Below are 24,143 nucleotides of genomic sequence, written 5' to 3'. Positions count from 1 at the left end.
TAGTTTATCTTTATTTAGAAAATATGTCAAGAATTTTTACACAATTTCATAAAAAAGAGAACAGAATCCATATTCTGCTCCCTTTTTATCTCATATAATTGTTGTATAGTTACTTACTCTCCTTTAACAAGACTAATAGCTTTTCAGCTTCTGCCATAATAGTATTGTTGTCCTGAGAACCAAATAACAGATTATTTTTTAATCCTGTGAGAGTTTCGTTGGCATTGGACTTAAGAATTGGATCCTTAATCTTTTTAAGTAACTCTTCCGCCTCTCTCAGTTTTTCTTCAACCTTTTCAGTTTCAACCTGATGTTCCTCTGGTTCCGATGGTGATTCTTCTTCTGATTCCTCTGGTTCTTTTGGTTTTGGAGATTCTGCTTTCTCATTTTTCGGTTTTTCTTCGCGAGGTTTTTCCTCCTCAATTTTTTCTGTCTGAGGTTTCTCCTCTGTTGGTTTCTCTGTTTGATTGTTAGCAGCTTGACTATTGTGGTTTCTTTGAACATGGTCGCTCGCATTGCCCCAACCACTATCTGAATGCGGACGTTCGTTTGGATGTTCGACATAATACTTCACAGTTTCAAATAGCTCTTCTAAAGTATACCCCTTAGGTGCCTCATAAAGTCCTTCGTCAAACCACTCAAATTTGATGTTATGGTAATGGTCATAATGAGGTATAATCAAACTTCCATTTTTAACTTCCACAGTATGTTGGAGATTGTAAGGCATACGGTCAAGTGGTACCTTCTTAGCTGCTTTTACTCGATTGTAAATCGCTTCTGCTCCCTTAGCCTCAGTATTTCCTGAACTTTGATGATTTGTTGAAGGAGGAGTCAAACCTTTCTCTTTAGCATAAGCTTGACCTGATGCTCTTTCAGCTTCAGACAAACTTTCTTTCTTAATCCAATGACTGTGGCTCATATGCGGAGTTACATAGGCATCCCCCTCATCACTGGTAATATCACGGGGATCAAAGATATAGCCATCTTCTGTTGTATACTTGCCTGCCAACTTGGCTACCTGAATCTCATCATCTGTGTAAGCTATTTGTGCATTTGGTTTTCCTAAACGTTCTGGATGACGAATCGGCGCTAGAAAAGCAAGGATATCATCAACTAACTTGACTTTATCACTTGACTCATCGTTGAGACGTTCCAATAGTCTATCCAAAGCGTCAAAATCAGCTTGGCGCCCTTTATTGGAAATCAAATCTTGATGAACTGTTGCTAGTAAATCATAAACTTTGTTGTAAAATTTTTGATCACCAGATGCAAGATTGGTTTTCTTAGCTCCTAACTCATGAGACAAACTTTCTTGTTTGGCAAGTTTATCATCAATGGCTGCAACAGTTTCTGCCGAAAGTTCCTTGGTAGAAATATAACGCGAAATTCCATTCTCTTCGAAGACATAACCATCAACCACCTTTCGAATCGCCTGTTTTACCAATTTTCCATCAATTGGATTGCTTGGAGCTGGTTGAGGATTTGGTACAGGTTGTGGACTTGGTATTGGGGTAAGCTCTGGAGCAGGAATTAGTTTTGGAAGGCTTGGAGTCGGAATCGGTTTTAATTCTTCACCACCTGCAGTAGTATGATTTCCTTGATAATTTTCAGAAATCATTCTCGCAATCTTCTGCTCTAAATCAGACATTTGAGAATAAGGAATAAAGTGATAATGGTCTCCGTGTGGTACTGCAACACCATTTGCAGTTTTTCTTGTAATCTGCGCCGGATCAAAGACAAGCCCATCTGATTCCACATGTCGTTGACTGAGTGGCAAGGCATAAAGTTGTTTCAAGAGACTGGATACGTCTTCACTCGGACTAGCTTGATAACTATTATCCACCTGTGGGGTAACACTTGGAGCCCATCTTCTGGTATTTGCCTCAACATTGCTTTGATTCGTTTGTCCATATGAACTACTATTCGATGCCTCTGATGCGCTACTGCTAGAAGAATTTGTTGAAGGACGATAGCCAACTGAGCTTGGCTGATTAGTTTTTCCAGCTAGGAAGGCTCGAGCTGCAGCTAATTCACTGGCAGACAAGTCACTCTTAGGAATATAGTGGAAATGATTGCCATGAGGAACGATATAGGCATCACCCGTGTCCTCAATGATATCAGACGCATTAAAGATATAACCATCATCCGTTGTATAACGGCCTTGGGCTCTGGCAGCGACTACCGCTTTATCGCTAGAACCACCTCCGTGATTACTACCGTGTTCCTGCTTCTGACGAGTGATTTCTTCTTTTGAGCGAACATTATCAGCATGCGCTGCATCCTTAAGATAGACATAATACTTCCCGTCTACCTTAATCACATAACCACCCTTGATTTCATTGACAATGTCTGAATCCTTCAACTGATAATTTGGATCTTTCATGAGGAGTTCTTCACTAATGATAGCATCATAAGGAACCTTGCCATTATAATAATGATAATGGTCTCCATGAGAAGTCACATAACCTTGATCCGTAATCTTGATAACAATTTGCTCGGCATTAATACCTTCTTTTTTACTGACTTCATCAGGTGTCAAATTTTCTGCCTTTTGGCTTGGTTGTTTACCATCTATATAGGAAACACGGTTATTTTCTTTTACAGTTTGAGCTTGATGCAAACCTAGTTCATAAGCACAGACACTTAAAACAAGTGCAGCTGCTGACCCAGCTAGATATTTTTTATTGATTTTCATTCTTTCCTCTTTTCTTAACTCTATTTGATTCACTATAAAATAATAAACCGGTTAATTAACTAGTTAATAGTTTACTATTTTTAGTACTGCTTGTCAAGAATTTTTCGTATATACATAATAAAAATGAAAGTCTCTTTATCGAGACTCCCATTTTTCATTAATTTGTTTTTTCCTTATTTACAGGTGAAGGATTACTACCTTTTAACAACGCAAGTAGTTTCTCTGCTTCTGCCATGATACCATTATTATCCATGGTTTGGAGACTCAAATTATTTCGTAAACCAGCTAGGGTTTCTGTCGCATTGCCTTTCAGACTAGCATCTGTGACTTTAGCAAGTAAAGCTTCTGCTTCTTTGAGCTTGGCTTCTACTTTTTCAGTCTCTACTTGAGGGACTTCTGGCTCAGCAGGTGTTTCCTCTACTGGTTCTTCATCCGCTTTGAAGTTCTTTTTGGGATCTTCACTGTGGTCTTTCTTACCTAAGACATGCTCGCTGGCATTTCCCCATCCGTCATTAGAATGTGGACGTTCATCAGGATGTTCAACATAGTACTTAATCGTCGCAAATAAGTCTTCCAGAGTATAACCATTTGGAGCCTTGTATGAATGATCATCAAACCAAGCAAATTTAATGTTATGGTAATGATCCTTATGAGGAATGATTAAATTACCATTTTTAACTTCTACTGTATGCTCAACCATGTATGGAAGTCGAACGAGTGGAATTCGTTTCTCCCCTTTCACACGATTGTAAATAGCCGCTGCACTATCTCCAGTTGGATTTGCTTGAGCATCTGCGTCTGCTGACGGAGGTAGAATTCCTTTTTCTTTAGTATAAGATTGAGCCACAGCTTTTTCCTTATCAGAAAGGCTGTCTTTTCCAATCCAGTGACTATGGCCCATATGAGGCGTTACATAGGCATCCCCCTCATCACTGATAATATCATGTTCGTCAAAAATGTAACCATCTGACGTTGTATACTTATCAGCTAATTGAGCAATACGAACTTCGTTTTCGGTATATTCAATTTGAGAATTTGGTTTTCCAAGTCGCTCAGGATGGGTAATTGGTGCTAGGAATGCCAATAAATCATCTACCAATTTTCCTTTATTAGAAGATTCATCATTCAAGCGTTCTGCTAATTTGTCTAAGGCTTGGAAATCAGAAACGCGACCTTTATTTTCAGACAAGGCTTTATGAGCCTCAGCCAACAGATTATATGCTTTATCATAAAATTCTTGGTCACGAGGAGCAACTTTTTCTTTTTTAGTAGTTAAAGCGTGTGACACACTCTCTTGTTTTGATAACTTGCTTTCAAGATTTTTAACAGTTTCAGATGGTAAATCTTTCGCAAAAACATAGCGTGAGATTCCTTTTTCTTCGAAAACATATCCTTCTCCAACTTTTCGTACCAGCTGACTAACCAAAGAAGAATTTGAGTCTATTTTAGGATTTGGAGTAGGAGCCGGTTTTACCATAGGTTTCAAAGGTTTTAAGGTAAGAGCTGGCAAAACAGGAGATGGAATTAAATTTGGAAGACTTGGAGTCGGAATTGGTTTTAATTCTTTACCACCTGCAGTAGTATGATTTCCTTGATAATTTTCAGAAATCATTCTCGCAATCTTCTGCTCTAAGTCAGACATTTGAGAATAAGGGATAAAGTGATAATGGTCTCCATGTGGCACTGCAACACCATTCGCAGTTTTTCTTGTAATCTGCGCTGGATCAAAAACAAGTCCATCTGATTCCACATGTCGTTGGCTAAGCGGTAAGGCATAAAGCTGTTTCAAGAGACTGGATACGTCTTCACTTGGACTTGCTTGATAACTATTATCCACTTGTGGGCTAACACTTGGAGTCCATCTTCTGGTATTTGCTTCAACATTGCTTTGATTCGTTTGTACATATGAACTACTATTCGGTGTCTCTGATGCGCTACTGCTAGAAGAATTTGTCGAAGGACGATAGCCAACTGAGCTTGGTTGATTACCTTTTCCAGATAAGAAGGCTCGAGCTGCAGCCAGTTCACTGGCAGACAAGTCACTCTTAGGAATATAGTGGAAGTGATTACCATGAGGAACGATATAAGCATCACCTGTATCTTCTATAATATCAGATGCATTAAAGATATAACCATCATCTGTTGTATAACGACCTTGAGCTCTAGCAGCGACTACTGCTTTATCGCTAGAACCACCTCCGTGATTACTACCGTGTTCCTGCTTCTGACGAGTGATTTCTTCTTTTGTTCGAATATTATCCGCATGAGCTGCATCTTTCAGGTAAACATAGTATTTCCCGTCTACCTTAATCACATAGCCACCCTTGATTTCATTGATAATGTCTGAATCCTTCAACTGATAATTTGGATCTTTCATGAGGAGTTCTTCACTAATGATAGCATCATAAGGAACCTTGCCATTATAATAATGATAATGGTCTCCATGAGAAGTCACATAACCTTGATCCGTAATCTTGATAACGATTTGCTCGGCATTTATACCTTCTTTTTTACTGACTTCATCAGGTGTCAAATTTTCTGACTTTTGGCTTGGTTGTTTACCATCAATGTATGAAACACGATTATTTTCTTTTACAGTTTGGGCTTGATGCAAACCTAGTTCATAAGCGCAGACACTTAAAACAAGTGCAGCTGCTGACCCAGCTACATATTTTTTATTGATTTTCATTCTTTCCTCATTTCAATTCTTCTGCTAGAACACTCATATTTTCTTCCAGATTTTCTAAATAAGTCTTGTCATTTTGTGGGTCTGCCTCTAAAGGATTCAAAGTTTTAAGACCTACACCTGTTGATTTGACAAGAGTTTCAGCTACTTTTGAAGAAGCATTACTTTCTGTAAAAATCGTTTTAACCTTATAGGTTTTAACAAATTCCTGAATTTCTGTTAGTTGTCGTGGACTTGGTTCTTGTTCAGGAGAGATCCCTGCAATACCAAGTTGATTAAGTCCAAATCGCTTAGCAAGATAAGAAAAGGCTGTATGTTGTGTTACAAAGGTTTTCTGAGTCGCCTTTTCAAATTTAGGCTGGAATTTCTTAGTCAATTCTTGAGCTTTTTTTATAAAGGCTTGCGCATTTTTCTGGTAAGTTTCTTTATGCTCACTATCCACCTCTGAAAGTTTATCAGCGATAATTTGCGCTTCTTCTCCAGCTTTCTCAGGATCTAGCCAAGTATGCGGATCGTAGAGCGTTTTTTCATCAACTCCATCCCCTGCTTCCACATCTTCTAGGCCTGGGACGCGGTCCAAGGTCATTCCCTCAGATGCTTCTAAAACCTTAACTTTAGATTTTTTTAGATTTGGATCCAAACTTCCTGCCCAAGATTCGAGCGTATGAGAATGATAAACAAATACGTCTGCATCATAGATGGCTGCGATATCATTCGCTGAAGGTTCAAAAGAGTGAATTCCGCTACTTGACTGAATCATCCGAACATCATTCAAGTCACCAGATACTTCCTTGACCATGGCATAGATAGGATAAAAACTGGTCACGATTTTCATCCCTTTACCTGACTGGCTTTCCTTTTGGCCACAAGCAGCTAAACACAAAAGAAAGACACTTAACAACACTAAAAACAAATTTTGTTTCTTCATAAAAACTCCTTAACTAGTTATTTAACTAGTTAATATTCTACTCCAATTTTTTTTATTGTCAAGCATTTTATGAACTAGTTAATAGATTTTCTGATTTTAAACTATAAAAAAACCTTGCAACTAGGTTACAAGGTTAATGACATTAATCGAAGTTAACGTATTCTTTTTGAAGTTCTAGAACTTCTTCCATTGTTGAACACTCTGTAAGGGCACGGTTAGCGTACTCTTCCATCTTAGCAGTGTCCAATTTTTTCATCAAGCTACGTGTACGAAGTACAGATGTTGCTGACATAGAGAACTCATCCAAGCCCATTCCGACAAGAAGTGGAACAGCTTTTTGATCGCCAGCCATCTCACCACACATACCAGCCCATTTACCTTCAGCGTGAGCTGCCTTGATAACGTTGTTGATCAAGCGAAGGATTGATGGGTTATATGGTTGATAAAGGTATGAAACTTGCTCGTTCATACGGTCTGCTGCCATTGAGTATTGAATCAAGTCGTTTGTTCCAATTGACATGAAGTCTACTTCTTTTGCAAATTGGTCTGCAAGCATCGCTGCTGCAGGGATTTCAATCATGATACCAACTTGGATGTCATCCGCAACTGCTACACCTTCAGCAAGAAGGTTTGCTTTTTCTTCTTCATAAACTGCTTTAGCTGCACGGAATTCTTTCAAAAGGGCAACCATTGGGAACATGATACGCAATTGACCATGAACAGAAGCACGAAGAAGGGCACGGATTTGTGTACGGAACATTGCATCTCCAGTTTCAGAAATAGAGATACGAAGGGCACGGAATCCAAGGAATGGGTTCATTTCGTGTGGCATATCGAAGTAAGGAAGTTCCTTATCTCCACCAATATCCATTGTACGAACAACCACTGGTTTACCATTCATTCCCTCAAGAACAGCCTTGTATGCTTCATACTGCTCATCTTCAGTTGGGAAGTCTTGAGAATCCATGTACAAGAATTCTGTACGGTAAAGTCCAACAGCTTCTGCACCGTTGTTGTTAACACCTTCAACGTCTTTTGGAGTACCGATGTTAGCAGCCAACTCGAAGTGTTTACCGTCAGCAGTCACTGTTTGAGCATCTTTCAAAAGTGCCCATTCAGCTTTTTGTTTAGCATAAGCTTCACCAGCTGCTTTAAATTCTGCCGCTTGTTCATCTGTTGGGTTGATAATGACTTCACCAGTGATTCCGTTAACGGCAAGGATATCACCGTCTTTCACTACTTCAGTGATGTTATTTGTTCCCAATACAGCTGCAATTTCAAGTGTACGTGCCATGATAGCTGAGTGGCTTGTACGTCCACCGATGTTTGTTACAAAAGCTTTTACAAAGTTTTTGTCCAATTGAGCTGTATCAGATGGTGTCAAGTCATGCGCAATGACGATTACTTCTTCATTGATAGAAGCTGGATTTGGCAATTTTTTACCAAGAAGGTTTGCCAATACACGTTTTGTCACGTCGCGGATATCCGCTGCACGTTCTTGCATGTATGGGTTATCTTCCATGCCTTCAAAGATCGTGATGAACATGTCAGTCACTTCTTTAAGACCTGCTTCAGCATTGACTTTCTTAGCACGGATTGTTTCTTTAATCTGACCAATCAATTCTGGGTCAGCAAGAACCATCAAATGAGCGTCAAAAACTTGAGCCGCTTCTTCACCAAGCGTACCTACAGCTTTCTCACGGATAAGAGAAAGCTCGTTTTGAGAAGCTTCAAGAGCTACATCCAAACGAGCCTCTTCTGCGTTTGTATCTTCGACTGAAACAGTATCGAATGACAAATCCGGTTGAACGAGTAGATATGCTTTTGCAACGGCAACACCGTCAGATGCTGCGATTCCTTTAAGCATTTCTGTCATCTTCCTTATGCCAATCCTTCTTTTTCCATTGTTTCTGAGATTGCAGCGATAGCGTCATCTGCATCTGCACCTTCAGCTGAGATAGTTACGTCAGCACCTTGGCCAACACCAAGACTCATAACACCCATGATTGATTTAAGGTTAACTGATTTACCTTTGTACTCAAGAGTGATATCTGAAGCAAATTTGCTTGCAGTTTGTACCAACAATGTTGCTGGACGTGCGTGAATACCTGTTTCTGCCACTACGTGGAAATCTTTAGAAGCCATAGTTTGACTCTCCTTTTGTTCTTTCTTTTTTGAGTTATATGTGATAACCCTTACAATTTGGTATTATATCATCTTCTAGGATTTTTTTCAAGCATTTTATGGGATTTATTCGATTTCCTTTCAGATAACTTGCTGAAAATCTTCTATTCTAGATAACAAAACACAGGATATAGTTTTCCAAAAAACTACTTCTAGGATAATTATCACTATTTCACAAAACAAACACTACATATTGTGTTTTGCGACCTTGAGTAGAAAAATAGACCACTATATTTAGTTTCAAATCATTGACAAAAATTTATTTTCTGATATACTAAGAAAGTAATCTATTTTGAAAGAGGAGTTACACAATGGTAACCGTTTATTCTAAAAACAACTGTGTCCAATGTAAAATGACCAAACGTTTCTTGGACAGTAATAATGTCGCTTATCGTGAAATCAATCTTGATGAGCAACCTGAGTACATCGATCAAGTTAAAGAGCTCGGTTTCAGCGCAGCTCCTGTTATCCAAACACCAACAGAAGTCTTTTCAGGTTTCCAACCAGGAAAACTGAAACAATTAGCATAATCTTAGTAAATCATCCAGAAGAAACTCGCTTCTAGGGCTAACTTAGAGGCCTTTCTTTTGTAATCAGGTTAGATAAGGAAAATTTTATGGGATTAAAACATCTTGAAGACGTGACTTACTTCCGTCTCAATAACGAAATCAACCGTCCTGTTAATGGACAAATCATGCTTCATAAAGATAAAGAAGCCTTGGATGCCTTCTTTAAAGAAAATGTAGTTCCAAACACTATGGTTTTTGATTCAATTACTGATAAAATCAACTACCTTATTGAACATAACTATATTGAAACTGCATTTCTCAAGAAGTACCGCCCAGAGTTTTTGGAAGAACTGCATCAATTCATCAAAGACCAAAACTTCCAATTCAAATCATTCATGGCAGCCTATAAGTTTTACAACCAGTACGCCTTGAAGACTAATGACGGTGAATATTACCTTGAAAGTATGGAAGACCGTGTCTTCTTTAATGCACTTTACTTTGCTGACGGGGATGAAGCGATCGCGACTGATATTGCCAATGAAATCATCCACCAACGCTACCAACCAGCTACTCCTTCCTTTTTGAACGCAGGCCGTGCTCGTCGTGGGGAGTTGGTCTCTTGTTTCTTGATTCAAGTAACTGATGACATGAACTCTATCGGACGTTCTATCAACTCTGCTCTTCAACTTTCACGTATCGGTGGTGGTGTGGGAATTTCCCTCAGCAACCTTCGTGAAGCTGGAGCTCCTATCAAAGGTTATGAAGGTGCTGCTTCTGGTGTCGTACCAGTTATGAAGCTTTTTGAAGACAGCTTCTCTTACTCAAACCAACTCGGGCAACGTCAAGGTGCCGGGGTTGTCTACCTCAACGTCTTTCACCCAGATATCATCGCTTTCCTTTCAACTAAGAAAGAAAATGCCGATGAAAAGGTTCGTGTTAAGACCCTCTCACTTGGAGTTGTGGTACCAGATAAATTCTACGAATTAGCTCGTAAAAATGAAGAAATGTATCTCTTTAGCCCTTACTCTGTAGAGCTTGAGTACGGTGTACCATTCAACTACATCGACATCACTGAAAAATACGATGAATTAGTCGCAAATCCAAATATCCGCAAGACAAAAATCAAGGCGCGTGATTTGGAAACTGAGATTTCTAAATTGCAACAAGAGTCTGGTTACCCTTATGTAGTCAACATTGATACGGCTAACCGTGCAAATCCAGTTGATGGTAAGATTATCATGAGTAACTTGTGTTCTGAGATTCTTCAAGTCCAAGAACCAAGCTTAATCAACGATGCTCAAGAATTCCTTCAAATGGGGACGGACGTTTCATGTAACCTTGGTTCAACCAACGTAGTCAACATGATGACTTCACCTGACTTTGGTCGTTCTATCCGTGCTATGGTTCGTGCCCTTACTTTCGTTACAGATAGTTCACACATCGTAGCTGTTCCTACGATTGATCATGGAAATAGCCAAGCTCATACCTTTGGTCTTGGTGCCATGGGACTTCACAGCTACCTTGCCCAACAATTGATTGAATATGGATCGCCTGAGTCTGTTGAATTTACAAGCATCTACTTCATGCTTATGAACTACTGGACTTTGGTTGAGTCAAACAATATTGCGCGTGAACGTGGTATCACCTTCCACAACTTTGAAAAATCAGACTATGCTAACGGAAGCTACTTTGACAAGTATGTAACTGGCGAGTTTGTTCCAAAATCAGAACGTGTTAAGGAACTCTTCAAAGATGTCTTTATCCCAAGTGCTGCTGATTGGGCTGAACTTCGCGACAAGGTTCAAGCAGATGGTCTTTACCACCAAAACCGCCTTGCTGTAGCGCCAAATGGTTCTATCAGTTACATCAACGACGTTTCTGCTTCTATCCACCCGATTACGCAACGTATCGAAGAACGTCAAGAAAAGAAAATCGGTAAAATCTACTATCCTGCTGCTGGCTTGTCAACAGAAACCATTCCTTACTACACTTCTGCCTACGACATGGATATGCGTAAGGTGATTGATGTCTATGCTGCTGCAACTGAGCACGTGGACCAAGGGCTTTCACTCACCCTTTTCATGCGTAGTGACATTCCAAAAGGACTTTACGAATGGAAGAAAGAAAACAAACAAACGACACGTGACTTGTCTATCCTTCGTAACTATGCCTTTAACAAGGGTATCAAGTCTATCTACTACGTCCGTACCTTTACAGATGATGGTGGAGAAGTCGGTGCTAACCAATGTGAAAGCTGTGTGATTTAATCTTTGCTTGAGGAAACTACATTTTCTCAGATAAGTGATTCATTCACCCTGCTAAACTAGAATAAGCATCTATACTATGAAATAACAAAAAGTCGGGCTTCCGACTTTTTGTGCGATACTCCTCTAGAATTATGATAAAATAGAATTAATTGTGAGTTCGCAATACTAAACACAGAAAGAGATTTCAAAATGGAAACTTACTACAAAGCCATTAACTGGAATGCCATCGAAGATGTCATCGACAAATCAACTTGGGAAAAACTGACGGAGCAATTCTGGCTCGATACACGTATTCCCTTGTCAAATGACTTGGATGACTGGAGAAAGCTATCAAATGTAGAAAAAGACTTGGTTGGAAAAGTCTTTGGTGGTTTAACCCTTCTCGACACTATGCAATCTGAAACAGGGGTTCAAGCCCTTCGCGCAGACATCCGTACACCACATGAGGAAGCTGTTTTCAATAACATCCAATTTATGGAATCTGTCCACGCTAAATCATACTCATCAATCTTTTCTACCTTGAATACTAAGGCTGAGATTGAAGAAATTTTCGAATGGACCAATACCAATCCTTACCTACAAAAGAAGGCTGAGATTGTCAACGAAATCTACCTAAACGGTAGCCCACTTGAAAAGAAAGTTGCCAGCGTCTTCCTCGAAACCTTCCTCTTCTACTCTGGTTTCTTCACTCCCCTCTACTATCTCGGTAACAACAAGCTAGCCAACGTTGCGGAAATCATCAAACTGATTATTCGTGATGAGTCTGTTCACGGAACTTACATTGGTTATAAATTCCAACTTGGTTTCAATGAATTACCTGAAGAAGAGCAAGAAAAACTCAAAGAATGGATGTACGACCTGCTCTACACTCTCTACGAGAACGAAGAAGGTTATACAGAAAGCCTCTATGACGGTGTTGGCTGGACTGAAGAAGTCAAGACCTTCCTTCGCTACAATGCTAACAAGGCACTCATGAACCTGGGGCAAGATCCACTCTTCCCAGACTCAGCAGATGATGTCAACCCAATCGTTATGAACGGTATTTCAACAGGAACATCTAACCACGACTTCTTCTCTCAAGTCGGAAATGGTTACCTCCTTGGTGAAGTTGAAGCCATGCAAGACGATGATTACAACTACGGTTTAGACTAATGTTATATATTTTATAAGCAATAACAAATATCATGGTTTGTTTAAAACAACCATGATATTTTTGTTTTTGTTTTCTTTTGTTTTTTAAATTGATTGATTGAATACTTTATGATAAAATAGTAATAGAAATAGAGGTGATAACGATGTTAAAGCAGGAAAAACTAGATAATATTCTAGAAACGGTAAATACAAAGGGAACTATTACTGTAAAAGAAATCATGACTCGCTTGGATGTGTCAGATATGACTGCTAGACGCTACTTGCAAGAGTTGGCAGACAAGGATTTACTTGTTCGAGTGCACGGGGGAGCTGAAAAAATTCGCATAGGTTCTATTTTAAATAATGAACGTTCCAATATTGAAAAACAAAGCTTACAGATTGCAGAAAAACAAGAAATTAGCCGTTTTGCAGGCCATTTAATCGATGAAGGTGAAACCATTTTTATTGGCCCAGGTACAACCTTGGAATCTTTTGCTCGTGAACTTCCAATTGATAATATTCGTGTTGTAACAAACAGTTTACCAGTCTTTCTCATCCTAAACGAACGAAAACTAACAGATTTGATTTTAATCGGTGGAAACTATCGCTCTATTACTGGAGCCTTTGTTGGAACACTAACCTTACAAAACTTAGCTAACCTACAATTTTCTAAAGCCTTCGTTAGCTGTAATGGTATTAAGGACAATGCGATTGCGACCTTTAGTGAAGAGGAAGGTGAATCTCAACGCATCGCCCTCAATAATTCCAATAAAAAATACTTACTAGCTGACAATAGTAAGTTCAATAAATTTGATTTTTATACCTTCTACAATATCTCTGATATTGATACCATCGTTTCAGATTCTAAACTGAGCAAAGAAACGTTTGAACAACTTTCAAAACAAACAAAAATTATTCTTTCTAAACCATAAAACTGAGGATTGATAAAATATAAAATGCGTCATATCAAGAAAATAAGAATATTGATATGACGCATTTTTTGATGAAGATTTTTACAAAGAGTTTCCTAGATTCCTAGATTCTTTATGATTGTTGAAACGGCATAAAATCTGAATCAAAGGAGATATTATCCCGTTCTTCAGGACTGATAAAATTTAAAAAGATATTTTTAAATTCTTCTAGCTCATAGTCTGAATGGCAAATCCATTCTTTACCGGTAGAAACATACCATTTCCCAAGTTTTTTCAGCTCCTCATTAGTCAAACAAGGTATTTGAGAACATTTATCAAAATTGATAATATAAACTTTTTCATAAATAGATTGGATAAAATCTTTGAACATCTTTTGCCTCACTAGAATTCTATATCTAATTACTCATTCTACTAGTCTATAATCTGACTTTCCGCTACTTTCTTGTACCAGTGAGCTGATTTCTTAGGATAACGTTCTTGAGTTTCAAAGTCTACATAAAAGAGACCGTAGCGTTTTTCATAACCGTTTGACCATGAGAAGACGTCCATCAATGACCAGATGAAGTATCCTTTGACGTTTGCACCATCAGCAATAGCATCAGACAAGACTTCCAAGTGTTGTTTCACATAATCAATACGACCATCATCGTAAACAGTATTATCGACGAACTCATCTTTATAACCAAGTCCATTTTCAGTGATGTAAATCTTCTTGTAGTTAGAATAATCTTTCTTCACACGCATGATTTGGTCATACAAACCTTGAGGGTAGATAATCCAATCCCAATCCGTACGTGGTACATAGTCAGGAGCTACACGACGACCAACACCTTTGATTTGGTATTTAGAGCTTCCTTTCTCACCCTTACCATTATGGATAATTTCAGTTTCTCCATCAAATGCTTCCATCCAGTCACTCATATAGTAATTGATTCCAAGGAAGTCATTCAAGTCTTTTGCAGCTTCTAATGCTGTGAAATCTTCTTCACGAAGATCTAAGCTACCACCATTGACTGATAAGATATGGTTGACACCTTCGATCGTTTCAGCTGAATAACGACCTAGATAAGTTGCATCCAAGATAAATTTATTGTGAATAATATCTTCCAACTCTGCTGCACGAACATCTGCTGGATTTTTAGGATCTAAAGGATACTTGGTTGGCAGAGCATGAACAACCCCAATTTCACCTTTATAGCCTTTCTCTTTGTACAATTTTACCGCACGTGCATGAGACACCATCATATTGTGGTGCGATTGGAAGACTTTGGCAAGATCGTACTGAATACCTGGAGGGAATTTACCAACCAAGTATTGACCATCACCGATTGGTCCAATTTCATTAAAGGTTGTCCAATAGTTTACTTCTGGAAATTCTTCAAAACAGAAGGCCGCGTAATCTACAAAGTGTTCGATATTTTCACGGTTTAAGAAGTCTCCATTTGAGTGGAGAACTTCTGGCGTATCAAAGTGATGAAGAGTTACAAAGGGCTCAACATGACGTTTGTGGCACTCTGCAAATAAATTATGATAAAACTCGACACCTTTCTGATTTACTTGACCGTAACCGGTTGGGAAAATACGTGACCAAGCAATGGAAATTCGAATACCATTAACACCATACTCTTCTGCCAACTTGAGGTCAACTGGATATCGATTGTAAAAATCACTGGCTGGTTCTGCAGTGTACCAGTAGTTATCTTCAAGATATTTATCCCACGCTACTGGTCCTTTTCCATCGGTATGCGTAGCGCCTTCTGCTTGATAGGCAGCTGTTGCGCCACCGAAAATAAAGTCTTTTGGAAGTGTTTTTGTCATTTTTTCACCTATTTCTTGATTTAAATAAAGTAAAAGTGAGAGGAGAGGAGTCAGTGAGCCATCCTTCTCCATCTCACTTCTTGTACCAAGTCACCGAATTGTGACATGAGGAGGTAAAAACGATATCTTTTTACCGACGAATTAATAAGGCGATTAGGAAATTCGCTATAGCGATTTCCGTAAGGATAGGAGACTGTTTTATAGTCCCTATCGTTAATCGAATTGCGCTTGTACGAATGCAAGAGCACCTTTTCCATCACGAGTTAATTTGATGTATTGAGCTCCCTCTGTTTTCGCAAGTTTAATATCGAGTTTATCGGTTTCTGCTTTCATATCTTCAAAGTTTGAAGCAACTTGAGGGGCTAGGATAACCAAATCAAACTCTGGTAACATTTCACGGTGAGCACCATAGCCACCTGCTGCTGCTTTCACAGGAACATTGTATTCTGCAGCTGCCTTATTCAAAGCATTCGCAAGAAGTCCACTTGTCCCTCCACCTGCACAGAGAACGAGGACATTTGTTTCTTCAGTGATTGTATTTTGTGCTGCTTCTACACCCGCTTTCTCAAGAATAGCATCTGCTTTTGCAGTGTTGAAGTTTGCAGCAACTTTGTCTTTCAATTCATCATTAGATTTACCTGAACGCTCTTCTTCTAGAATTTGTTCATCATAGACTTTAAGGAATGGGTAGTAAATAACTACGTCAACTACAATTAGAAGGGCGGCAAGAATGAATGATAGAACTTGGAAGTTCGTACCAAGAACTAGACCTAGTGGAGCTGGAGTTGTCCATGGTAGATTAGCAGTAAATGAGTTCATTCCAAGTGTTTCAATAAAGAATTTGAAGATCCAAACGTTTGCGATTGGAGCAAAGATAAATGGAATGAAGAAGATTGGGTTTAATACAAGTGGTGCACCAAACAAGATTGGTTCATTTACACCAAAGAATGTTGGGACTACTGAAGCACGACCGATTGCACGGTTACGTTTAGATTTTGTTAACCACATGAACATGAATGGAACAACCAGTGTCGCACCAGTACCACCCATGGTAACGATAAACATTTGTGTACCAGAAGTAAGAATCTTGTCAGCGTGCATACCTTGTTGGAGAAGGTTCAAGTTGACTTCGGCATTGGCATAGGTAATAGCTGCGATAGCTGGTTCAACGATAGATGGACCATGGATACCAACAAACCAGAAGAAAGCAAAGGCACCAAAGATAATCGTAATACCTAGATAACCATCAGCAGCAGAGAATAATGGTGCAAAGAATTTACCGATTGATTCAGCTACGCTTGCACCAACAAAATGACGAGCTAGTAAATCAAGAGCATAAAGAGAAACAACTGATAGAGTGAATGGAATCACATCTTTAAAAACTTGTGAGATATTAGGTGGAACTTCGTCAGGCATACGAATAGTGACGTTGTTCTTAACACAAACCTTATAGATGGCTACAGTAACAAAGGCAGCAAGGAAGGCTGAAAGCAAACCTTTTGTCCCCAAGAATCCAGTAGCAAGACCATTTTCGATAGGATCAGCTGCCAACATCAACAAACCAACAATAGCTGCTAACAGTGTTGACATATAGTTGATTTGATTGGTTTTCTCCATGCTACGGTTTACTGAGTCGGTCAATGACTTAGCTGTTGTACCAGCTACCAAGAGAGCCAGAATACCCATAGAATAGCTATAAGGTTTCATCAGAAATGCTACAACTTCATCAGACCATTTAAAGCCCCATGAGTTTGGTACAAAGGCGATTAAGATAAAGATACTTGAGAAGAGAATAACAGGCATACCTGCAATGAAACCATCACGAATAGCACGAAGATAGATATTACGAGATAGTTTCTCAAAGAAAGGTTTTCCTTTCTCAATAAATGCAATTAGTTTATTCATTATTTAACTCCTCTCTTGTACAGTTCAATTAAATGGTGCATCAAATCTTTTAATAAGATAGTTGTCATCAAGTGGTCTTGGCCATGCATCATGGTTACACTATAGGCTAAGTCCTCACCAGAAGCTTCCTTAGCCAATAGACTTGTTTGCGCGTGGTGAGCCTCTGCAATGCAAGAACCAGCTTCCTCAACTAAGCTATCTGCTTTCGCAAAATCACCAGCTTCAGCAGCCTTTAAAGCTTCCAATAGTTTTGAACGAGCATCGCCAGCATAGGCTACGATTTCAAAACCTAACAATGTTACTTCTTCTCTATTCATGATAGAATTCTCCTTATATAGTTTTAAATAAATTTTTATGACAATAAACGTTGGATATGTAGAACTAGATAAACTCGTTCACTTTTATACAAATCAAGACCCGTATGTTGCGTAATCACATCATAGATCTTGGAACCAATCTCGAACGCTTTTGGATAGGATTGTTTAATATGATCTTCCATATCCAGAAGTGATTGGTTATCATCTCTAGATCTGTCTAAATAATCCAAGAAATAATTCAAATGAATCATAAAACGATCATAGAAATGGTTATTCTCTTTAGTTCGTTGAATTGCATAGTCCGTTAAAACTTCTTCAACATTCCTGAGAATTTCTTTCCTCTTATCAATCGACTCCACAAGTTCCACTTCATTTTCACCTTCGGCATTAATGAAATGATAAGCAATCCGAATAATTTCGTCCTCAGGAAAATGATCTGCTAGCTTCTGACGGTAAATTTCAAATGCTTCATTTGCGATTTGAAAAGCGACAGGATACTTAGTGGAAATATCTGGCAGATTACTATCCTTGTACCTTCCTTGTGCTAGAGCTTGGTAAGAACAGTAAATATGATCTGTCAATGTTACGTAGAGATACTCTTGAATCGGATAATGATATTTCTTTGATAGCTTATCAATGATTTCATAAGTCACTGTGATAAAATCAAGCGGAACATCTTTGAGGAGAGCCATAAAGTTTTCCCTGGACTCTTCGGTCTTCATCCGAAAGATTTTCTCAACCTGATGTTCAGCAATCAAATCCCCTTTCTTCTTTCCAAATGTAATCCCCTTACCAATCACAATCACTTCTTCTCCTTTATCATTTCTGACAAGCGAGACATTGTGATTTATTGGATTTAGAATTCGATACATGTCAACCTCCTTTTATATCTTAAAGGTATATTAGTACAAAAAATGACCACAAATGAACTAGAAAATCAGCCGATTTCTAATTCACCTGTGATCATGCCTAATATTACTTAGTAACACTCACCTTGTATTAACTTGTGATTTAAGTATAGCACAAGTAAGTTATTTTGTAAACCTTTACATAAAACTTTTTTTAAAATTTTTTTAGATTCATGTTCCTAACCTAGGAGGACTTGCTTACACGCGTTCTTTCCATGAAGTCGCTGTTGTTTGAAGAACTTTATTGAGCTCATCAATGTTTTCAAAACCAGTTGTGCGAAGCCATTCGCGAGCTGCTTCTTCACCATCTTTTATGTAAGCTTCAACTGATCCAGCCCATGTAGCACGGCCACAAAGAACACCGTTAAAGTTTGCACCTGATTCATGAGCAAATACAAGAGTATCTTGGAAGAGTTTAGCTGATACACCTGCACTCAAGTAGATGTATGGCAAGTTAGTTGCTTCTTCTTGTGCTTTGAAGAAGGCTGCTGCTTCTTCACGTGTGTAAACCACTTCACCCTCAGCGAAGCCTTCAACATATTTAATGTTAACAGGAACTTCTACTTTCAAGACATCAATGTTAAAGCGTGGGTCTGAGAAGACTTTCATAGCGCCGATAACTTTGTGTGGTTTTACTTTAGCGTATTCTACAGAACCTGCGTCAGCAATTTTTTCATCGTAAGCAAGGATTTCAAGGAAGAATGGGATATCTTCAGCCACACATTCAGAACCGATACGTTCGATGTAAGCTTGTTTTTCTTGGTTGAGTTCGTCTGAGCTATCTACATCATAGTAAAGCAAGAATTTAACTGCATCTGCACCTTCTTCTTTAATACGTTTTGCAGACCAAACATCCAAGCAGTCTGGCAAGCGTTTTGTGCTTGTTGTATCATAACCTGTTTTTTCATAAGCAAGGAGAAGACCAGCTTTTTCATCAAGAGCTTTAGTCGCTGGAAGTCCATATTCAGGATCAAGAAGCATAGATGAAGCGTATTTAGTCAATTCATCTGCTACCAAAACTTTAAGTTCTTCCATTTGAGCCACAGTTGGTTCTTCTGTTTGGTGTTGAGCCATGAGGCGTTTCAAAGCACCACGTTGGTCAAATGCAAGAGCTGAGATGATACCATTTTCATCAGAAAGTTTTTCTAAGCGTACACGTTTTTGTTCTGTTAAAGCCATTTTATACCTCTTTTACTATTAATTGATCATATAGAGCTTGATAGTTGGCCATGTTGACATGACCAGTCATTTTTTCTTGAGCATTGAGCATACCAAGGACATTTGCCTTGATGAGTAATTCTGCATCCGATTCTTTATGAAGAAGTCCTGAAGAAATTCCTGCTACAGTAGAATCTCCAGATCCGACAGGATTTAGCACTTGAATTCTAGGAATATCTACCTTATAGAAAGTATCACCATGTTTGGCAAAGGCACCGTTGGCACCAAGTGAAACGATAATCCATTCAATACCTGCAAACAAAGGTTCTTGAAGTACTTCTTTTAATTCATCCAAATCCTCAGAAACTTCTCTTCCTAGAAGCTGGGACAATTCCTCATTATTTGGTTTGATGACTGTTGGTTTATGTGGTGATTCAAGAACCGCCTGAAGTGCTGCACCAGAGCAGTCCAAGACAACAGGCTTGCCAGCTTGATTAGCAAGTTCTACCAAGCTCGCATAGTAACCAACTGGAAGGCCAGCTGGCAGACTACCTGAGATGGCTACTACTTCAACTGAACCCAAGAGTTTTTTGAAATGTTCCAAAAAGTCTTGACCTTCCTGTTCCAATACTTCAGGTCCTTTTTCAAGAACTTCTGTTTGGTTGTCTCCGTGAAGAATAGCGATACAGTTACGAGTTTCTCCCTGAATAGAAAAGAAATCTTTCTTAACATTATCATCAATATTTTCAACCAAAAACTCACCAAGTTTGCCACCCACTAAACCAGTAGCAAGAACAGAATCTCCAAATTCTGAAAGTACTCGGGTAACATTGAGTCCCTTACCACCAGCCGTTTTGGTTACATCCACCACACGATTGACAGTATCAATCTTCAACTCATCCAAAGGATAGGAAATATCAATGGATGGGTTCATTGTGACTGTTAAAATCATAGGTCACCTCTTAGTCGTGGTATTCTCCGCGATCCCATTTTTCAAGGAATTCAGTGAAGAAGTTTGCGTCTGTTTGTTGAGCATTGTGACTTTCAACGTGTTCAATTTTCGCAATCAATTTTTTGTTTTCTTCAGATGGTTTGTATTCAGCATGGATGAAAGCTTCGATGATGTCACACATGAGCAATTCACCAGTAATCTTACCACCAAAACCAATAACGTTGGCGTTCAATTGTTCTTTAGCATAAAGGGCTGTTGTCATATCACGAACCAAGGCAGAACGAACACCAGGAACTTTATTTACAGCGTTGTTGATACCAACACCAGTACCACAGATACATACCCCAAGATCAGCTTGACCGCTAGTTACAGCTTCCCCTACTTTTTTACCAAAGATTGGGTAGTGAGTACGTGTATGGTCATATGTACCAAAGTCAATGACTTCATATCCTTTTGATTTCAAAAATTCTGAAACCGCCATTTTTTCATCTGTTACGATGTGGTCACATCCAATTGCAATTCTCATTTTTAACTTACCTTCCTTACTGTAATCTAATTAGCACATTTTGTTCAACATGTCGACACGAATTTGGTGACGTCCACCATCGTATTTACCGTTAACAAATCCTTTAGCGATGTTTTTAGCCAATTCATCACCAACAAGTTGTGCACCCATAGTAATCATACGTGAGTTGTTGTGGCCACGAGTCATATAAGCTGAACGTTCGTCAGATACTTCTGCAGCAACCATTCCTTTGATCTTAGTTGCAACCATGAATGGACCAGCACCATAAGCATCAATCACGATACCAAGGTTTTGTTCTTCTTTGTTTACTTCTGCTGCAACAGCAAGAGTCACATCAACAAAGTCTTGACCTTCAGCTGTAACATCCACAACGTGGAAGTTTTCTTTTTCCAAGAAGTCTTTCACAACTTCTTTCAATCTCAAACCTGCAGCATCTGCACCGATAACAATAGACATATTGTATACTCCTTTTTATTTTTTCTAGGCTAGTAAAACCTTTTATAGTTAGCAGTTTACCTACAAAAGCTTTCTAGCAGTTTATTGACAAAATTGGATTGAATGAGATGAATGACACCTTATTCAAGTTTAGGAAACCAGTTCCCTAGAAATAATCTTTCTCCACGAAAGAGAATATAACAATCGATTATTTGTTTGTTGCAAACATCATTTGTTGCTTACAAACATAATATACTCCTATTTCCTGAAAAAGTCAACAGTTAATGTTTGTTTTTGTGTTTTATTTTTTAATCTAAAAAATTTCAATGTCAAAACCAATTTGTTCCACTTGACCAGGTTCTAGGAGGCGAACATTCTTCTTATCTTCTAGATGATCTCCTTCTTCAAGGGATGTTGACAAGCCAGACCATGGTTCAAAAGCAATGAAAGGACCTTTATTCAAAGTTGACCAGATAATGAGATTTGGAAACTCTGCAAAGTGCACTTTCAATCCCTTATCATGTTTACGAGAACGAAGGGCAATTGTTCTAGATTGCAATTCATCTAAGGTGACTGCATCCGTGCTGAAAAGATCATAATTAAGATCTAATTCTTTTTGCCCCTTTAGCCATGGACTTCTATCTTGAAAATCCAGCATCCCCGTTTCTGGGAAAGGACGTGGAACAGAGCAAGTCTCTTCTTTCTCAAACTCTAAATAGTAATCTTCATAGACTTCATCATCCAGTAGAGGACAATTAAATCCTGGATGTCCACCAATAAAGTAAGGCAATACCTTGCTAGTTTCTTTATTAAATATTTTGTATTGAGTTCGTACTGTCTTTCCAGTAAGGATATAAGTGATTTCTAGGCGGAAATGATAAGGATAGTTTTGATAGCTATTCTCATCGTCTTCAATTGCAAAAGTTACACTATTATCTGTCTGTTCAACTAATTCAAATTCTTTCTTACGAACCAAACCATGACGAGGAATGTTTCCTTTGCTTTCTTGTCCCTTCTCATCTATATAAAATGCTGTATCCTCTCTCAAAGAACCACAAATGGGGAAGAGAACAGGAGCTTGTCCACTCCAATAAGTGGCATCTCCTTGCCATAAATACTCAAGTCCCTCAGCATCTTTTATAGAAGAAAGAGCTCCACCAAAACTGTTAAATTGAACACTTAATTGTTCTGATTTTAATTCAATTACCATTATTTTCTCCGATTTCTTGATAGTTTATAAAAAACTAGGCTGTCACTCCTAATTGGATTTCGACAACCTAGCTTTAACAATTTACATTTTATAGGAGCGCATTATTTTGCTTTTGCTGCGTACTCTTCGTTACGTTTGATCATTTGTTTTCTGTACCATGCAAAGATACCGATATAGAATACAAGGAAGACTACAGCACCAAGGATTGCTTTGATATCACCAGTTGTAGTGTTACCAATTGTCCAACCAAGAAGTTTTTCGATTGGTCCTTCAAGAGTTGAGTGAGTGATCAATTGAGTTTGGCTCACACCTTCTGGGAAGGCACCTACACCTTTAGCAAGTTCTGTTGCAAATGGTGCGATAAGTGTACCTGAAAGAAGGAAGAGTGGCAACAATAGTGTTCCGAAGATAATCATACGGAGCAATTTACCACGAGTTACGACCAAGAGAGCTGGAGTAACACCCATAGCGATGATACCTGCAAGTGGCAAGATACCATTTCCGACGTTTGAAAGAAGTACAGCTTCAACCAACATGATTGGTGCAAGTACGTTTGCACAAGCCCAAACTTCTGCACGACCAGCGATGAAAGGCCAGTCAAGACCGATGTTGAATTTACGTCCTTGAAGACGTTTAGTAGCAACGTTTGTAATACCTTGTGAAAGTGGTTCTACGGCTGCGATGAACCATGAACCGATCAGTGAGAAGAGTTCCAAAGATACACCGGCAGTCAAACCAAGGCTCAACCAACCTTTAATAACAAGTTCCCATGAAGATGCATCTTCTACTCCAGCAACTGGATGTGGAGTTCCCATCAAACCAATAACGATACCAAGAATGAAACCGATGAAGAATTTAGATCCCCAGAAACCGATTTTCTTGTTCAATTTAGCAGCATCAAAGTCATATTTATCAAGACCTGGCAAAACTTTATCAAAAATCTTATCCAAGACCATGATAACTGGGTTCATCATGTAGTTCATGTGAGTTGAAGTCATTGGTGATGAACTTGGTGCGTTAAGAAGGTCGTCGAATGTTGGTTTCATCAAATCAGAGTTGATGATCTTCAAAATACCTACAAGTACAACTGCTGCTGTCGCGATGAAGAGTGAAACCCCTTGGCTTACACCATTGTTGTCTGCATACCATTTGATCAAAAGACCAGTGATTGACAAGTGCCAGATATCGAAGATATCGACATCAAGTGTGTCTGTTTTCTTCATTGCAAGCATCACAACGTTGACAATCAACATTACAAGCAAGAAGTAAAGTGTCCAAGCAGATCCCCAAGTGATTGTAGCAAGTGGTGCCCAACCAACGTCGGTGATGTTCAATTGAATACCAGTGTTTTCAACGAATTTCGCAAGTGATGCTGAGAAAGCTCCGTTGAGCATACCGATGATAGCACCGATACCAGTAAGGGCGATGGCGAGCTTGATACCACCTTCAAGCGCTTTGGAAAATTTCACTCCAAAAAGTAGGGCCAACACTGTCAAAATGATCAGCATGATGATAGGGCCACCCATAGCCAAGATAGGTTTAAAGATATCGTTGGCCAGATTGATAATGACATCCATAATAG

General features: G+C 38.9%; 20 protein-coding genes. 4 read left to right on the top strand and 16 right to left on the bottom strand.

What is annotated here, in order from left to right:
- Positions 1-109 precede the first annotated feature (109 nt).
- The 5 genes from B7697_RS08855 to B7697_RS08835 all read right to left on the bottom strand — a co-directional run bounded on the left by B7697_RS08855 (position 110) and on the right by B7697_RS08835 (position 8,454).
- Complete coding sequence (locus B7697_RS08855) at positions 110-2,695, bottom strand: pneumococcal-type histidine triad protein (RefSeq protein ID WP_084951459.1); 2,586 nt, start codon at positions 2,693-2,695, stop codon at positions 110-112.
- A gap of 157 nt (positions 2,696-2,852) precedes the next feature.
- Positions 2,853-5,384 (bottom strand): pneumococcal-type histidine triad protein, encoded by a 2,532-nt coding sequence (locus B7697_RS08850; protein WP_084951455.1) that lies wholly within the window; start codon positions 5,382-5,384, stop codon positions 2,853-2,855.
- A gap of 7 nt (positions 5,385-5,391) precedes the next feature.
- Positions 5,392-6,309, bottom strand: coding sequence for a zinc-binding lipoprotein AdcAII (adcAII, locus tag B7697_RS08845; protein WP_084951453.1), 918 nt, complete (start codon positions 6,307-6,309; stop codon positions 5,392-5,394).
- Between the two features lie 142 nt (positions 6,310-6,451).
- On the bottom strand, positions 6,452-8,185 hold the full coding sequence (gene ptsP / locus B7697_RS08840; protein ID WP_004254499.1) for a phosphoenolpyruvate--protein phosphotransferase: 1,734 nt from the start codon (positions 8,183-8,185) through the stop codon (positions 6,452-6,454).
- 5 nt (positions 8,186-8,190) lie between these two features.
- Positions 8,191-8,454 carry a phosphocarrier protein HPr gene (locus B7697_RS08835; RefSeq protein WP_000146947.1) on the bottom strand — a complete coding sequence of 88 codons (264 nt, stop codon included), beginning with the start codon at positions 8,452-8,454 and terminating at the stop codon, positions 8,191-8,193.
- Positions 8,455-8,804: 350 nt separating this feature from the next.
- On the opposite strand from B7697_RS08835, the gene nrdH reads away from it, so the two are divergent.
- The 4 genes from nrdH to B7697_RS08815 all read left to right on the top strand — a co-directional run bounded on the left by nrdH (position 8,805) and on the right by B7697_RS08815 (position 13,332).
- Positions 8,805-9,023 carry a glutaredoxin-like protein NrdH gene (gene nrdH / locus B7697_RS08830; RefSeq protein ID WP_000259240.1) on the top strand — a complete coding sequence of 73 codons (219 nt, stop codon included), beginning with the start codon at positions 8,805-8,807 and terminating at the stop codon, positions 9,021-9,023.
- 86 nt (positions 9,024-9,109) lie between these two features.
- The gene (nrdE, locus tag B7697_RS08825) at positions 9,110-11,269 is read left to right on the top strand and encodes a class 1b ribonucleoside-diphosphate reductase subunit alpha (RefSeq protein ID WP_084951449.1); all 2,160 of its coding nucleotides are present in this window, start codon (positions 9,110-9,112) and stop codon (positions 11,267-11,269) included.
- A gap of 189 nt (positions 11,270-11,458) precedes the next feature.
- The gene (nrdF, locus tag B7697_RS08820) at positions 11,459-12,421 is read left to right on the top strand and encodes a class 1b ribonucleoside-diphosphate reductase subunit beta (RefSeq protein WP_000451386.1); all 963 of its coding nucleotides are present in this window, start codon (positions 11,459-11,461) and stop codon (positions 12,419-12,421) included.
- Between the two features lie 143 nt (positions 12,422-12,564).
- Positions 12,565-13,332, top strand: coding sequence for a DeoR/GlpR family DNA-binding transcription regulator (locus B7697_RS08815; protein ID WP_084951446.1), 768 nt, complete (start codon positions 12,565-12,567; stop codon positions 13,330-13,332).
- A 112-nt stretch (positions 13,333-13,444) separates the two neighbouring features.
- On the opposite strand, the gene B7697_RS08810 is transcribed toward B7697_RS08815, so the two are convergent.
- The 11 genes from B7697_RS08810 to B7697_RS08760 all read right to left on the bottom strand — a co-directional run bounded on the left by B7697_RS08810 (position 13,445) and on the right by B7697_RS08760 (position 24,138).
- The gene (locus B7697_RS08810; protein WP_000471578.1) at positions 13,445-13,702 is read right to left on the bottom strand and encodes a DUF3884 family protein; all 258 of its coding nucleotides are present in this window, start codon (positions 13,700-13,702) and stop codon (positions 13,445-13,447) included.
- 41 nt (positions 13,703-13,743) lie between these two features.
- Positions 13,744-15,150 (bottom strand): 6-phospho-beta-galactosidase, encoded by a 1,407-nt coding sequence (gene lacG / locus B7697_RS08805; RefSeq protein WP_084951527.1) that lies wholly within the window; start codon positions 15,148-15,150, stop codon positions 13,744-13,746.
- A 213-nt stretch (positions 15,151-15,363) separates the two neighbouring features.
- The gene (locus B7697_RS08800; protein WP_023948158.1) at positions 15,364-17,055 is read right to left on the bottom strand and encodes a lactose-specific PTS transporter subunit EIIC; all 1,692 of its coding nucleotides are present in this window, start codon (positions 17,053-17,055) and stop codon (positions 15,364-15,366) included.
- The gene (locus B7697_RS08795) at positions 17,055-17,372 is read right to left on the bottom strand and encodes a PTS lactose/cellobiose transporter subunit IIA (protein ID WP_001078320.1); all 318 of its coding nucleotides are present in this window, start codon (positions 17,370-17,372) and stop codon (positions 17,055-17,057) included. Before B7697_RS08795 ends, B7697_RS08800 begins: the two co-directional genes overlap by 1 nt.
- A gap of 35 nt (positions 17,373-17,407) precedes the next feature.
- Positions 17,408-18,244 carry a PRD domain-containing protein gene (locus B7697_RS08790; RefSeq protein ID WP_023948156.1) on the bottom strand — a complete coding sequence of 279 codons (837 nt, stop codon included), beginning with the start codon at positions 18,242-18,244 and terminating at the stop codon, positions 17,408-17,410.
- 234 nt (positions 18,245-18,478) lie between these two features.
- Positions 18,479-19,459 carry a tagatose-bisphosphate aldolase gene (lacD, locus tag B7697_RS08785; RefSeq protein WP_084951444.1) on the bottom strand — a complete coding sequence of 327 codons (981 nt, stop codon included), beginning with the start codon at positions 19,457-19,459 and terminating at the stop codon, positions 18,479-18,481.
- Position 19,460: 1 nt separating this feature from the next.
- Positions 19,461-20,390 carry a tagatose-6-phosphate kinase gene (locus B7697_RS08780; protein ID WP_084951441.1) on the bottom strand — a complete coding sequence of 310 codons (930 nt, stop codon included), beginning with the start codon at positions 20,388-20,390 and terminating at the stop codon, positions 19,461-19,463.
- A gap of 10 nt (positions 20,391-20,400) precedes the next feature.
- Positions 20,401-20,916 carry a galactose-6-phosphate isomerase subunit LacB gene (gene lacB, locus B7697_RS08775; RefSeq protein ID WP_001216913.1) on the bottom strand — a complete coding sequence of 172 codons (516 nt, stop codon included), beginning with the start codon at positions 20,914-20,916 and terminating at the stop codon, positions 20,401-20,403.
- A gap of 30 nt (positions 20,917-20,946) precedes the next feature.
- Positions 20,947-21,372, bottom strand: a complete 426-nt coding sequence (gene lacA / locus B7697_RS08770) for a galactose-6-phosphate isomerase subunit LacA (RefSeq protein ID WP_000029277.1) — start codon at positions 21,370-21,372, stop codon at positions 20,947-20,949.
- Positions 21,373-21,664: 292 nt separating this feature from the next.
- Positions 21,665-22,561 carry an aldose 1-epimerase family protein gene (locus B7697_RS08765; RefSeq protein WP_084951438.1) on the bottom strand — a complete coding sequence of 299 codons (897 nt, stop codon included), beginning with the start codon at positions 22,559-22,561 and terminating at the stop codon, positions 21,665-21,667.
- Between the two features lie 101 nt (positions 22,562-22,662).
- On the bottom strand, positions 22,663-24,138 hold the full coding sequence (locus B7697_RS08760; RefSeq protein ID WP_084951436.1) for a PTS galactitol transporter subunit IIC: 1,476 nt from the start codon (positions 24,136-24,138) through the stop codon (positions 22,663-22,665).
- Positions 24,139-24,143: the final 5 nt, after the last annotated feature.

This window comes from Streptococcus mitis (assembly GCF_002096895.1).
GTDB classification, from domain to species: domain Bacteria; phylum Bacillota; class Bacilli; order Lactobacillales; family Streptococcaceae; genus Streptococcus; species Streptococcus mitis_AH.
The sequence above is the reverse complement of the archived record's forward strand: the minus strand, read 5'-3'. Positions and strand labels throughout refer to the sequence as shown.

Excerpts from the sequence above, each read along its gene's own strand:
- nrdE (WP_084951449.1), top strand. The coding sequence starts at position 9,110 with ATGGGATTAAAACATCTTGAAGACGTGACTTACTTCCGTCTCAATAAC.
- B7697_RS08855 (WP_084951459.1), bottom strand. The coding sequence starts at position 2,695 with ATGAAAATCAATAAAAAATATCTAGCTGGGTCAGCAGCTGCACTTGTT.
- B7697_RS08800 (WP_023948158.1), bottom strand. The coding sequence starts at position 17,055 with ATGAATAAACTAATTGCATTTATTGAGAAAGGAAAACCTTTCTTTGAG.
- B7697_RS08810 (WP_000471578.1), bottom strand. The coding sequence starts at position 13,702 with ATGTTCAAAGATTTTATCCAATCTATTTATGAAAAAGTTTATATTATC.
- lacG (WP_084951527.1), bottom strand. The coding sequence starts at position 15,150 with ATGACAAAAACACTTCCAAAAGACTTTATTTTCGGTGGCGCAACAGCT.
- ptsP (WP_004254499.1), bottom strand. The coding sequence starts at position 8,185 with ATGACAGAAATGCTTAAAGGAATCGCAGCATCTGACGGTGTTGCCGTT.
- B7697_RS08795 (WP_001078320.1), bottom strand. The coding sequence starts at position 17,372 with ATGAATAGAGAAGAAGTAACATTGTTAGGTTTTGAAATCGTAGCCTAT.
- B7697_RS08765 (WP_084951438.1), bottom strand. The coding sequence starts at position 22,561 with ATGGTAATTGAATTAAAATCAGAACAATTAAGTGTTCAATTTAACAGT.
- B7697_RS08815 (WP_084951446.1), top strand. The coding sequence starts at position 12,565 with ATGTTAAAGCAGGAAAAACTAGATAATATTCTAGAAACGGTAAATACA.
- B7697_RS08835 (WP_000146947.1), bottom strand. The coding sequence starts at position 8,454 with ATGGCTTCTAAAGATTTCCACGTAGTGGCAGAAACAGGTATTCACGCA.
- lacB (WP_001216913.1), bottom strand. The coding sequence starts at position 20,916 with ATGAGAATTGCAATTGGATGTGACCACATCGTAACAGATGAAAAAATG.
- B7697_RS08760 (WP_084951436.1), bottom strand. The coding sequence starts at position 24,138 with ATGGATGTCATTATCAATCTGGCCAACGATATCTTTAAACCTATCTTG.
- B7697_RS08790 (WP_023948156.1), bottom strand. The coding sequence starts at position 18,244 with ATGTATCGAATTCTAAATCCAATAAATCACAATGTCTCGCTTGTCAGA.
- lacA (WP_000029277.1), bottom strand. The coding sequence starts at position 21,372 with ATGTCTATTGTTATCGGTGCAGATGCTGCAGGTTTGAGATTGAAAGAA.
- nrdF (WP_000451386.1), top strand. The coding sequence starts at position 11,459 with ATGGAAACTTACTACAAAGCCATTAACTGGAATGCCATCGAAGATGTC.
- adcAII (WP_084951453.1), bottom strand. The coding sequence starts at position 6,309 with ATGAAGAAACAAAATTTGTTTTTAGTGTTGTTAAGTGTCTTTCTTTTG.
- B7697_RS08780 (WP_084951441.1), bottom strand. The coding sequence starts at position 20,390 with ATGATTTTAACAGTCACAATGAACCCATCCATTGATATTTCCTATCCT.
- B7697_RS08850 (WP_084951455.1), bottom strand. The coding sequence starts at position 5,384 with ATGAAAATCAATAAAAAATATGTAGCTGGGTCAGCAGCTGCACTTGTT.
- nrdH (WP_000259240.1), top strand. The coding sequence starts at position 8,805 with ATGGTAACCGTTTATTCTAAAAACAACTGTGTCCAATGTAAAATGACC.
- lacD (WP_084951444.1), bottom strand. The coding sequence starts at position 19,459 with ATGGCTTTAACAGAACAAAAACGTGTACGCTTAGAAAAACTTTCTGAT.